Consider the following 12,809-nt stretch of genomic DNA (forward strand, 5'->3'; position numbering starts at 1 on the left):
CCACGTCACTTCGTTCCTCGCAATGACGGATTGGGTTGATGAGATTTTCACGCTCAAAGGAACGAGGAGAATCATCGGCAAAAGACGATGAGGGGGCGAGAGAGAGAAAAAAAGAAGAGAAGAAGGCTCAGGATGATGGATGATTTCATTATTGGTTGATTGAGGTATAATTGATGACAAAGAGAGGTGGGGAAAAGTGAAAAATAGAATATTTTCAAAAAAATCTGTTTTTTATTTTGGAATATCTGTTGGTCTTTTCATATTGGTTTTATTGATTTCTCCTGCCTATTCTTACAGTCCACCCCGGTTTAACGATGCCCATACCGAAGTAGAAAATCCCAATGGTCATGGCACTATTATCCTCAAAGCGATTGATGTCTTAAGAAACGATGGTAATGCGACCATGGCTGATACTTACAACCAGTATTTGTTGCAGCTTTACGAGGGAGCCTATCAAGCTGACCAGGGAGGATCCTTCAGTTATCTGGGTGTGACCCTGGGGAGGAATTATTTTTCTCATTTTTATGAACCTTCCACTGGCAAGGGTTTTTATTTAACTTCTGATTACAGTGCGGCGGAAGGCATATCCTTTGATTGGAAAGTCTCCACCCTTCGGGGTCCACATGCCGCCGCGACCGACATGTGCAACTGGTATTACGCCCAAGCGGTGCAAGCCATGAGAGATAACAGTCCGGAATTGGCAATGAAATATATGGGATATGCTCTTCATGTCCTTTCCGATCTTGCGGTTCCTCACCATGCCACTAATATCGGAGCCCATCAAGATCGTTTGGGAGAAGAACTCACCATCAATGCCGATGCTTCGGAAAAAACCACTCACGGGGTTTATGAAGATGCGGTCGATACTTTTCTTGATGAAGGACTAATTGTTCATGCAACCATGGGGGGGATCTATCATAATGATTGGATTCCCAGTGATTTCTGCACCTATACTGCACAGCAATCAGTACAATATATTCATGATATTAAATATCAAGATACCGGACCTCAGTATTTCCTGCCGGTTGCTAATATTGTTCTGCCACTGGCGGAAAGGGTATGTGCCGGTTTGATGCGCCGATTTTATGAAAATTGGAAGAACGAATCCTTCATGGTTTCAGTCTTAAAAATTACCAGAGTGAAAGCCATTGGTTCAAGATGTGGGAAGTATCTCGACTGTCCAGATGATGCTGATTTTTATGTGAAAATCAGAATGGGTTATCGGCAATTTCCAACTTCTGGGGTGATTGAAGGTTGCGATGATGCCAATCCGAATATCCTCTCTGAATACAACTGGTTTTATCCGGTATGGTTCTATTCCAGAACGACCAGTATTCCAGTGGAAATTAGCCTCTGGGATGAGGATACCGTAAGTTCTGACGACCATGCCGACATCGACCCCGGCGGAGGGAGTGATCTTGATATTACATACAATATAGCTAATGGGACGGTATCCGGTGACGTGAATGCAACTGCCGTTGGAAATGAGACTCAGGTATTTGCTCGAGGAGAGAATTCCGATAGCCAAGATCGAGCTGAGATAACGATGTCCATCGCTCGCTATCCGATTCTCCCACCTGGTTCCGGTCCAGACTCTATCCCAGTCACCCTAACTACGTCCATTTCTGGTATTGTCAAGGATGAATGTAACCAACCATTAGCAGCCGTGACAATTGGAATACCGAACACGACTTTTACCACCACAACTGGGTCAGATGGGAGTTATCTATTGCAAGGTGTCATATTAAATAAAATATCCGGAACCGATCAGTTCGCTCCAGTAGAAATTCAAGCCGAGAAAACCGGATATAACCCGGGAATCCAGATTGTTTCCTTGACTCTCAATGAGGGAAGCGGTGTTCATTTTATCCTTCCAGTCATTCAACCACCGACTTTTTCTCTTCGAGTCATGGTGACCAACAGCAATGGTGATGCTGTAAATAATGCCCAGGTGTCCATGGTTGGAACCGAATATTCGATCTCCCTGGCCAATCCAGGAGATTATCGACTTATGAATGCCGCTCTGGGTTGTGAGGGAGAACTTTCTTCCAGTGTCGCTGTTGATGCACCAGGATATATCAGCCAGAGTAAACCTGTAACCTTTCAACCAGGAGACTATCAGCAAATCAGCTTTGTGTTGTCATCAGTGGTAACTGATGAGGAAGAAGATCAAGAAGGAAATGAAGAAGAAGGAGAAGAAGAAAGGGAAGAAGAAGAATCTGGATTATCACAGTATTTCCAGGAAGGAGATTTCGTTACGGTTCAACCGTTCTCGTTTAATACTTTAGGAAATGGTCCTATCTATGGGTGGACTTGGCTCACCCAGACGGGTGACCGCGCTTCCTGGACTTTTAAGCTTGAATCAGAACCAGTCAAGGTTAAAGCTGCTGCCTTGAATTTTTCTTTACTAGTGACCAATCAAGTGAATGGAGGAAGTGGTTATACCTCGAATCCCAAAGTGAAAATTTTTGATCTCAATGGCAATATGTTGGGGAGTTCCACTCTCTACCTAGTCAATACCTTCCGGCCTAAATATCCGGAAAACACTGTAGGGATCGGCTATCCGGCTTCAGATGCGATCGAACACTCGCTCATTAAACAAATGGTTTCACAAGGTCAAAGCTTCATGGTGACCATCGAATGGCCGGCTCCCGACAAACACCATATTGCAGTAAAGAAAGACTCGGTCCTGCTTGCCTACGTTATATTTTCCGAAACTTCCGAACGATCAGACCAAAATAGTCGCGAACAAAGAGAAGAGAAATAACTGAAGTGGAAAATGGAGGGGGTTGTACCGTCCTGCGGGTGTTTTGGTCCCCGCAGGGCGGGTAAAGTCATTCAATTACTTCTCGAAGAGCTTGATGAATTCTCCGTACCCTTCTTTTTCTAAATCCTCTTTGGGTATAAAGCGCATAGCGGCTGAGTTGATACAATAACGACGTCCGGTTGGCAGAGGTCCGTCATCAAAAACGTGCCCAAGGTGAGAATCGGCATATTTGCTGCGGACTTCAGTTCGCTTCATTAAGTGGCTGCTGTCGGTATTTTCTGCAATATTCTCTGGAATAAGAGGCTGAGTGAAACTCGGCCAACCGGTTCCGGATTCAAACTTATCGAGAGAGCTGAAGAGTGGTTCGCCGGAAACGATATCCACGTAAATGCCTTCTTTTTTGTTGTCCCAGAATTCATTGTTGAACGGCATTTCGGTAGCATTTTCCTGAGTGACCTCATATTGAAGAGGAGTAAGTTTTTTCCGAAGCTCATCGGGAGTTAGCTTTTGGTAATTAGCGAATTTATCTTGATTTTCGGTCACGTTTTCATCATCCTTCCAGTATTTTTCTTGAAATTGATCCCGTCCGGAAAATGAACGGTAGACTTCGTAGCGATTATTGGACTTTTTGTAGTAACCCTGATGATATTCTTCGGCCGGGTAGAAAACTAAAACCGGGAGAATCTCGGTTACAATGGGATCATTGAATTTTCCCGACTTTTCTAAATCTTCTTTTGACTGCTCGGCGATAGTTTTCTGTTCTTGGTTGTGGTAGAAAATGGCAGTTCGGTATTGTGAACCCTGATCAACGAATTGACCAAAGGGATCGGTCGGATTGATACTTTTCCAGAAGGCGTCCAAGATTTCCCGATAGGATATTTTTTTTGGATCAAAAGTAACCTCAACCGCTTCATAATGGCCGGTGGTTCCCGAACTGACTTGCTCATAAGTGGGATTTTCGGTATGGCCTCCGGTATAGCCAGAGATGGCTTCGATGACTCCCTCCAGTTTTTCCATGGCACTCTCCAAACACCAGAAACAACCACCTGCCAGGGTAGCTTTTTCCAGTTTCGAGGGATTCTGATTTGATTCTTGTGCTAATGTATAACTTCCAAAAATAAAGGGCAAAATGATAAGTAATGCAAACAGGAGCCCTTTCATGTTGATCACCTCATTCATTATCTGCGAAATTTCTTTTAATATTGTGTAATGAATTTTTTGGTTTTTTATTCCTTAAGGGAGAGTATTGACAGAAAGCTCCGAGGGGGAGAGGGAATGAGGGGGTGAGGGGGAGAAAAAAATCAAAAGAATAAGAAGCGTGCGCGAAAGAGAGCCGCTCAGGATGATACCAAAAAATTATTCATTGATAGAAGAAAGGTAATTTTTTTTACGAAATGAGTTTTCTTCTTCTCCATTGGTCAAAGATCACCACGGAGACAATGATGATTCCGTTGATGACCCGTTGCCAGAAGGGTTCAACATTAAGAAGGTTTAAGCCGTTTGCCAGCACTCCCATCAGAATGGCACCGATAAAAGTTCCAAATATAGTTCCCTGGCCGCCAAACAGATTGGTTCCTCCAATGACAACTGCAGCAATGGTCTGAAGCTCGATACCTTCAGCCATCAAAGCATTCGCGGAGTTCATCCGTCCGGTGAGAACTAATCCACCAATTCCACAATAGAGACCGGATAGGCCATACACCCAAATTTTGGTCCATTCGACGTTAATGCCCGAAGCACGGGCAGCTTCCTTGTTGCCGCCAACCGCATAGATAGAGCGGCCGAAACTGGTTCGCATCAATATAAACCAGGTGATTCCTATCATAATAAGAGCGATGATCATCGGTGCCGGGATTTGGAAGATGTCACCGGCTCCCAACCAAACTAGTGCTGGAGGAAGGTATCCTTTCAAAGCAGTTGCAGTGAAGTGAGAGGGAACCGGCAATCCATCGGTAATCAATAAAGCCACACCCCGGAAAGCACCAAGCATACCTAAGGTACCGATGAAATCGGGGATTTTTCCTTTGGCGATTAAAATTCCATTGGTAAAACCCGCTAGCATGGCAATGACAACACCCAAAAAAGCACCAGAAAGAAAATCCCATCCCCAGTAACTCATGGCGACCGCACCGACGCTTCCTCCCAGAGCTATCAGAGGTCCTACCGAAAGGTCAATACCGGCAGAAATGATCACCATGGTTTGGGCACAGGCGGCTATTAAAACGACGGAAACCTGACGGAAAATATTAAGCACATTACTGATAGTAAGAAAATGTTGAGATGATAAGGCAAAAAAAGCACTTAAGCCAATCAAGCCGATTAAAGAACCACCCTTTAGGAGAACCAGACGTACCAGATTCCCAGGTTGGTAAGATGGTAATAAAACTCTCTCTTTTTGTTCATTCTTGGTCAAATGATTCTTATCCATCATTTTTCCCTCCCATAATGAACTCCACTGGCGGCTGCTAAAATTTCTGATTTATCTAATCCCAGAGGATTATTAAAGGTGGTCACTATTTGTCCGTTTCGAAGCACAACTATCCGATCCCCCATTTCAATGGCTTCCAAAGGATCCGATGTGATATAAATGACGGTTAAACCTTCCCGGACCATCTCTTTGACAAAATTACGGATTTCAAATTTGGCTCCCACATCGATCCCACGAGTTGGTTCGTCCATGATCAGGATTTTGGGTTCTCGTGCCAACCAACGGGCAAGAAGAACTTTTTGTTGGTTACCACCGCTTAAATAGAGAATTTCACGGAAAATATTCGGAGGTTTAATTTGTAGAGCGTGAACGTAATGCTTGGCAACCTCATGTTCTTTTTTGATCTGAAGAACACCGTTTCGAATCATTTTTTTGAGTATCGCCAAAGTGATGTTGGCATAAACGGGTAATTCGTAAATCAGGCCAAAACGGCGGTCTTCAGGGATATAGCCGATTCCAAGGTGGATGGCGATTTTGGGATGATTGATAATAACCGGATTTCCGAATAAACGGATGGTTCCTTCTAAGGTTTCAAAACCAAAAAGTCCTCGAGCTAAGGTGGTTTTCCCCGAACCCATTAAACCAAAAACGACTAGAATTTCACCCTGATAAATATTTAAACTGATTTTTTTCTTATAAAATTTAGTTCCTACCTCTTCGAGAGATAAAGCAATGTTTTTTTCTTTTACGGGTGGAGTATGGCGGAAGTTATCTAAATCTATATATTTACCGGTCATATGGTAAATAATGGTTTTTTCATCGAGATTTAGCTTGGTATCGGTGATTACCTTTTCACCATCTTTTAAAACCGTAATTCGGTCAGAGATTTTCACTGCTTCATCAATTTTATGAGAAATAAAAATTATCGATTTTCCCTCACTTTTAATTTCCAATAAAATTTGAAAAAGCCGGTTGATTTCCTCTCCGCTCAGTGCTGAAGTCGGCTCGTCGAGGAGGAGAATTTTAACGTGGGAATGGCTGATGGCTTTTAAGATTTCAATCAACTGTTGTTCAGCGACCGAAAGAGTACCGACCAGAGTTCGGGGGTCAACTTTCACTTGAAATCGATTGAGAAGTTGGTTGGTGGTTTCGATCATACTTTCCCAATCGATACTAATACCTTTTTTGGGCCATCGGCCTAAAAAGATATTTTCAGCAACCGAGAGATAGGGAAGGAGGGATAAATCTTGATGGACCAAGGCAATCCCAGCTTGAAGAGCAAGCCGAGGGTTTTCTAAATGGAGGCTTTTATTTTCCAGTAATATTTCACCAGAATCCCGGGGAATAATGCCCACCAGAATTTTCATGAGGGTACTTTTCCCGGCACCATTTTCTCCCAAAATGGCATGAATCTCTCCAGAGTAAATATCTAAATTGATATTTTTCAGTGCTTCTACACCAGGGAATTTTTTGCTGACATTTTTGATAACCAGGGATGGGGTAGGTTCAGGGTTCACCATATGGTGTACCCTCCATCAACATTCATGATGGTTCCATGAGCATAACCAATTACTTCGGAGCTGAGGGTGAGAATAGCAGCAGCGATTTCTTCTGGTTTTCCCAACCGTTGGATAGGTCGGCTGTTTTCTAATTTTTCACGAGTGGAGAAGGGATCGCTCGCTTGTGCCAGGGATGCTTCTACCAGCGAGGTGAGAGTTGTTCCCGGACAAATGCAGTTGGTCCGAATGCCGTAAGGGATTAAATCAATAGCACAGCTTTGAGTGATTGAGATAACCGCGGCTTTGGTGAGGTTGTAAACAATCTGATTGGCGATTCCAACCAATCCTGCTTCGGAAGCAACATTGACGATTACTCCCCGTTTTTGCTTAACCATTTGCAGTCCCACCTGCTTGATACACCATAAGACCCCTTTAATATTGACCGAGACGATTTTCTCCCAAATTTCTTCATTGAAGGATAAAGCATCTCCGTGAGCATATAACCCGGCATTGTTGACTAAGATGTCAATTCGATGATGGGATGCAATGATGGAATGAATCATCTTTTGAACTTCTTCTTCCCGAGTTATATTGACTAAGTGGAATTCAGCATACCCTGAGTGATCCTGGATCTTTTTCTCGATTTCTTTCCCTCGATTGCTGTCCAGATCGGCAATCATGACTTTGGCTCCTTCCTGGGCAAACAACTCAGCAGCAGCCGAGCCGATTCCAGCAGCAGCTCCGGTAATAACTACAATTTTTCCCTGAAAGCCTAAATCCATTCTCTTATCCTCCTTTCAATTCTTCCTTTTTTTTTCACCCAATTACTGAAACAAAAAGACAATCATAGCTTTTATTGAGTGGTATTATGGATTAGTACTCAAAAGAGCCATGATTGTCTCAAGAATGAAGGGGAGCAGCTCTTTATAAGAGACAATTATTTTTGATAGGCTTCTTTGATGGCATTCCAATCGATAGGTTCTAATTCGGGATTGGGATAAAATTTATCGGCATTCCCCTGCCATTCAATTCTGGGTCGAATGTCAAAGAATTGAGGAACCATATCTTTTAAACCAAGCGCCAACATCACAGCATATTTAGTTCCGTACCAACCCCATTCTGGGAATCCATGCCAGGTTTCGGCAATGAGCCGGCCTTCACGTATTCTTTCCACTGATTCAGGCGTTCCGTCATTGGTAAATATTTTCACTTCCGGACGATTCATTCTTTCACTGGTGAGCATTGCTCCTAAACCCATTTCATTTGATGCTGCCCAGATAAAATCGAGCGTTCCCTGGGGATTGGCCGAGAGTATATCTTCGGTGACTTTGATCCCTTTTTCACGATTCCAGTCGGCTGGAAGAGTGGTGACAAATTTTATTTTGGGGAATTGGTCGATAACTGAATGGAAGCCTCTTAAACGAGCTACGGAGAAAAATCCCCCGGCAATTCCTTCAACGATCGCACCATTCAAAGTTAGATCTTGTAAGCCGGCTATGACTTCGGGAGTATAGAGATTTTGCCAAAATTCTAAGTCTAAATAGGTTGATTCGGAAATATCGATTTTTTCCCCTTCACCTAAGATACCCGGCCCACCAAAATAATCAATGACTGCATAAGCAGATACTGTTCCGGCAATGGTATTATCAAAACCGATGTAACAATCAACATCAACCCCTTCGATTGGTTCGAGAAGGTTAACCACAACGACTGGTATTCCAGCTTCTATGGCTTTTATGAGAGCTGGTTTAACGACTTCGACTTCGATAGGGGAGATAGCAATGACATCAACCTTTCTTTGAATAAAGTCTTCAATAATGGCTATTTGGCTGGCGAATTCGATGTGTGAAGCTGGAGAACGGGTAATGATTTCTACTGGTATGCCATTTTCGGTTGCTTGTCGAGCCGATGCTTCAAAGAAATCGGTAGCAGTTTTAAAAACACCAGTAATATCGGGTGGAGTCCAACCGATGGTGATTTTCGGAATATCAGCTGCTAAAGCTCCACCGCTCAAAACGAGGATAATAAGCAAACTGATAAAAATTTTTTTAAACATATTGCCCTCCTTAAATGGTAAAAAGATAAAAAGTGACCAAGGTTTCTATTGGCTGATTTTTTTCTGGTTTTTCCCTCCTTTCTTAAAGAATGAATTTTTTAAAAAGAAAAAATGAGTGGTATAAGAATAAAGATAAAACTTCATAAAGGTGCTATTCTGTACTACTTAAGAAATAAAACTTCAAGGAATAGTCATGCTGATTTGTAATTTGACCTCGGAACGCTGGAACGATTTAGCAGAATATCATTGAAATCTTGATCTGATGGATTATATTGTTTTCAGAATACCCCTCCAATTTTCCTCAAAATATTTGGTTCTATGATGCGATTGAAACCATAATAACAGAGAAAACAGGCTTAAGTGGTAAAGTCATTTTTACCACTTAAATTATATCACCGTCGTAGACGTTGTCAATGAAAATGAAATAGCTGTTGAGAGAAGTTATATGTTAAGTGGAAGAGAGGGAGTATTGGCAGAAAACGCTGAGGGGGAGAGGGGGGCGAGAGCTATAACCCCCTCCTCACAAAATGCACTTTTTAGTTATACCCTCGGTCTCCGTAAGGTTGAAGTTTATCTAGCCATTTTTCTTCAAGTTTTTTCAAAGCATCGGCTGGAGCGGTGTAATCGTCTTCTTTCGGTTTTAATTCCTCCAGCACTTCAACTACGAAAGCCTCTTTACCAAACTCAGTCCATTCTTTTTGAAGAGCTTTATTGGGGTAACTCCCCATTTCTAACTGGAAGGTTTTTCCATTTAAAGTTTTAAGATTAAGCGTACTTCCTAAGAATACTTTTTGGTTTTGAGTGTTTTTAATTTGATACACACCGGCAACCGATTTACTTTCTTTAAATTGTCTTTTTATTTCCTTTTTGTGATCCATAAGCATCCCTCTTCTTTATAATCCTTCTTTCAACCAGTACTGACTTCCATCGGGTTTTCTTTCCATAAAACCATATTCGATAAGGTATCTCCGAATGGTTACGAAATCGGTATATCGTTTCTTAATGATTTGATTGACTTCTTTTTCATCATATTTCCGATTTTTTTTAAAATCAGAAGCAAATTCTCTTAAAATAATCAATTTGTATTTCTCTTTGGCCGGAAAGGCTTTCAAGTGACCAATGGTCTCTTTAGAAAAAAAATTCTTTATAATTTTTTCTTTTTCTTCTTCGGTAACATTGTACCGCTGATCAACGATTTTAGCATTTTTATGGAGTGACAAAAAAACCGGTGCGAATTGATCTTTTTCTTTTAAGATTTCCATAAGAACTAAAAATAATTTGGATTGGCGTTCTCTTTCTTTAAACTGAAAGCGATGATTACGAATGGTTGAGACGCTTCCAATATTCATTTCCTTTTGTATCTCACTATTGTTTTTTCCTTGGTAAAAAAGATCGAGTAATTTCTTTTGGTGATCGGTCAAACCGGTCAATCTTTTATCTAAATTAATTAAATAATCAAATACTGAATGATGAGCTTTAAGAATATGGATTTCAATAAATTTTTCGGCTTCGTAAAGCGTCCCAGAATCAGAGTAAATAATTCCTTTTTCAATTTCCTTGCCACAAAGGAGACAAGTGAAATATTTATCTTGTTCCAAAAATCCTCGTTTTAAATCGGTTATGGAGGCATTCCAAAATAATTCTGAATCACTCATTGAATAAACACATCCTTAAAATATTTAAAATATTGTAGATATATTATAAATATGTTTATTTTATTGTCAAGATCTGTAAATGAAATAAGCGGTGGTTAAATGAATTGAAAAGTGATCAAAAAAGTTGGAAAGGTACACCCCTGAATTCTCCCTCAATGGGGGAATTTATTTGATGATATTTTCAGAAAAGACCATCATGCCACGTTGTGGCACCAGATGAGTGTGAAAACCAAAGATTCGATATACCTTGTCATGTCGATTGTTGGAATTTAACATTATCTAATAAAAAAGCAGGAAGGACTATTCTAAAAAGGGCGTTTTCATTTTGAAACGAGTTTGGTAGAATTGAACCGGAAAAGAAGCCGAAATAAAAATTGTGATCTTTTCGAGGGAATGAATCTATGAAGGTTTATAATCGTTTTTATCTGGTCATGATAATACTGTTGATGATCGTTACTATTTCAGGATGTATTGGAAATATCGGACAGCTATCGGGATTGTTAAGTGGGAAGTCAGGAAGCACCTACTACGTTTCCCCAGAGGGAGATAACAACAATTCGGGAAACAGAGAAAATCCCTGGAAAACCCCCGGGTATGCCTCAAGACAACTTCAACCAGGTGATACTCTGATTATTTTAGGCGGAGAATACCAGATCGACAATCAGGAAGAAAATCAAATTAAACCAGCATCGGGGACTACCTCTTCCTGGATTACCATCAAGGGCGAAGCGGGAAACAAGCCGATCCTCATGGGAAGAGATAAATGTCCGGCTATTATTGACCTTTCAGGTAAGAGTAATCTCCGAATCGAAAATCTTGAATTCACCAACGATGAGGGATCGGTAGTTCAAAATGCCATACGAGTGGTAGGTGGTGTAGTCCAAAATCTGATTTTTAAAGACCTTTTCATCCATCACATTGACGGGAATGGCATTCTCATGTCTGATGCTTATGGAATAGAAATAATTCAGAGCAAGATTGAGTATTGTGGAAAGGAAGCAATGGTCGGTAAAAACTTCCAAGGAGACGGGTGGAACCAGGTAACTATTCGTGATAGTCAATTTGCCTATAGTGGTCATTATCCAGCTTCAAAAAAACCCAGTAATGAACACACCTTTGATGGTTTGTGGATTGGTTCGTCGGTTGGTCCTATTGAAATAACCAACTCAATATTTGAACAGAATTTAGGAAACGGGCTTTATACCAGAGCCAAAGTGAATCGAATCATACAATGTATTGTTGACAACAATAATGAAAATGGAATTGTAATGGGTGGTCAAGATGGGATAGTCATGAATACCCTCATTTATGGAGTGGGAGGGAAAAGCTCTAAGAATTCCACTGGTTCAGGGATAATTATTGATGAAATGGCTGGTGAAAATGCAACGTTTAAAATCGTGAATGTAACTATTGATATCCCTACAGAAAACCAGGGATTCCCTTTAAAAGTTGGAGTGTCCCAAAAACCGGAGAATGGAGAGCTTTTGTTTAATAATAATATTGTTGTTTGTGGGGCTCAACCAGTTAATATCGGGGGGAATATTTCTCTTAAGGCCTCCCATAATTTGATTTATCGACCAGATGAGAAAATAGTTTTAAGATTTGGAGAGAAAGAATATTCCATTGAGGAATTAAAGGGCGCTCAATTAATTGAAGGTTTCATCGCCGAGGATCCACTTTTTGCTGCTCCTTCTCGCGGTAAAAACGGCGGCGGATATCATATCCAGGAAAAAAGTCCAGCCCGAGATGCCGGGACTTCTGATAATGCTCCATCTGTCGATTTGGATGGTAAAACACGCCCCCAAGGGAAGGGATATGATTTGGGTGCTTATGAATTTGAAGTGGTTATAAAATAGAAAATTTAGTCATAATTGTTGACAATTTGAATAAAAGATGGTAGTATATTTCTACCACGGGTTCCGAGGAATAGGAAAGCCGTCAGGGTTGAAATCGATAGAAGCTCGAAACGGGTGGATATCGAAAAACTCTTTTCTCTAAAAGAAAGAGAAAGGGGGTTTGACCCGCGAATTACTGGAAAAGTAATTTTCTGGTGATAAAAAGGTTGGAAAGTTCGTTGGGGCCCGTGTTTTTTTATGGATTCAAACTTCTTAATCATTTTTTATCCTGCAAGCTTAGTAGTGAGTTCGTAATATTCCCACGATGCCCAAGCCTATGTTATCTGAGGATTCATAACCATTTCTCAAATTTTTTGGTTTTATTTTGTGCTTTTTATCTTGAGAATATCGGAATAAATGAAAAGCGATCAAACAAAAAAGAAAAAGAATGGATTCAACAATTCCCCTCTTTGGAGTGGTGCTGCTTTCGCGGCGGGGAGGAAGTTTTCAGTTTTTCCTGATTCTCCTAAGAAAAGGATAAAGAATACGAATAAAAAATGAGATCCTCA

10 protein-coding genes are annotated in these 12,809 nt (G+C 41.0%); 2 read left to right on the plus strand and 8 right to left on the minus strand.

The features are described from left to right. Positions 1-180, minus strand: a 180-nt coding sequence (locus PLK24_RS03515) for a hypothetical protein (RefSeq protein WP_324476384.1), incomplete at its 3' end; no start/stop codon positions are given. A gap of 16 nt (positions 181-196) precedes the next feature. On the opposite strand from PLK24_RS03515, the gene PLK24_RS03520 reads away from it, so the two are divergent. Continuing rightward, complete coding sequence (locus PLK24_RS03520) at positions 197-2,767, plus strand: zinc dependent phospholipase C family protein (RefSeq protein WP_324476385.1); 2,571 nt, start codon at positions 197-199, stop codon at positions 2,765-2,767. A gap of 75 nt (positions 2,768-2,842) precedes the next feature. On the opposite strand, the gene msrB is transcribed toward PLK24_RS03520, so the two are convergent. From msrB to PLK24_RS03555, 7 genes are all read right to left on the minus strand, one after another. Further along, on the minus strand, positions 2,843-3,928 hold the full coding sequence (msrB, locus tag PLK24_RS03525) for a peptide-methionine (R)-S-oxide reductase MsrB (RefSeq protein ID WP_324476386.1): 1,086 nt from the start codon (positions 3,926-3,928) through the stop codon (positions 2,843-2,845). Positions 3,929-4,154: 226 nt separating this feature from the next. Further along, positions 4,155-5,198, minus strand: a complete 1,044-nt coding sequence (locus PLK24_RS03530; protein ID WP_324476387.1) for an ABC transporter permease — start codon at positions 5,196-5,198, stop codon at positions 4,155-4,157. Beyond that, positions 5,195-6,715, minus strand: coding sequence for a sugar ABC transporter ATP-binding protein (locus PLK24_RS03535; protein ID WP_324476388.1), 1,521 nt, complete (start codon positions 6,713-6,715; stop codon positions 5,195-5,197). The genes PLK24_RS03530 and PLK24_RS03535 overlap by 4 nt, the downstream gene beginning before the upstream one ends. After that, the gene (locus PLK24_RS03540) at positions 6,709-7,476 is read right to left on the minus strand and encodes an SDR family NAD(P)-dependent oxidoreductase (RefSeq protein WP_324476389.1); all 768 of its coding nucleotides are present in this window, start codon (positions 7,474-7,476) and stop codon (positions 6,709-6,711) included. Before PLK24_RS03540 ends, PLK24_RS03535 begins: the two co-directional genes overlap by 7 nt. Positions 7,477-7,631: 155 nt before the next feature. After that, entirely contained in the window at positions 7,632-8,750 is a 1,119-nt protein-coding gene (locus tag PLK24_RS03545) for a sugar ABC transporter substrate-binding protein (protein WP_324476390.1), read from the minus strand. A gap of 536 nt (positions 8,751-9,286) precedes the next feature. Next, positions 9,287-9,628: a GIY-YIG nuclease family protein gene (locus PLK24_RS03550; RefSeq protein WP_324476391.1), complete on the minus strand. Its 342-nt coding sequence runs from the start codon at positions 9,626-9,628 to the stop codon at positions 9,287-9,289. A gap of 15 nt (positions 9,629-9,643) precedes the next feature. Continuing rightward, positions 9,644-10,405, minus strand: a complete 762-nt coding sequence (locus tag PLK24_RS03555) for a DUF2087 domain-containing protein (RefSeq protein ID WP_324476392.1) — start codon at positions 10,403-10,405, stop codon at positions 9,644-9,646. A gap of 401 nt (positions 10,406-10,806) precedes the next feature. Between PLK24_RS03555 and PLK24_RS03560 the strand changes: the two genes are divergently transcribed. Next, a complete protein-coding gene (locus PLK24_RS03560; RefSeq protein ID WP_324476393.1) occupies positions 10,807-12,261 on the plus strand; it encodes a right-handed parallel beta-helix repeat-containing protein in 1,455 nt (484 codons plus the stop codon). Positions 12,262-12,809 lie beyond the last annotated feature (548 nt).

Source organism: Atribacter sp. (assembly GCF_035418125.1).
In the GTDB taxonomy this organism is placed as follows: Bacteria; Atribacterota; Atribacteria; order Atribacterales; family Atribacteraceae; genus Atribacter; species Atribacter allofermentans.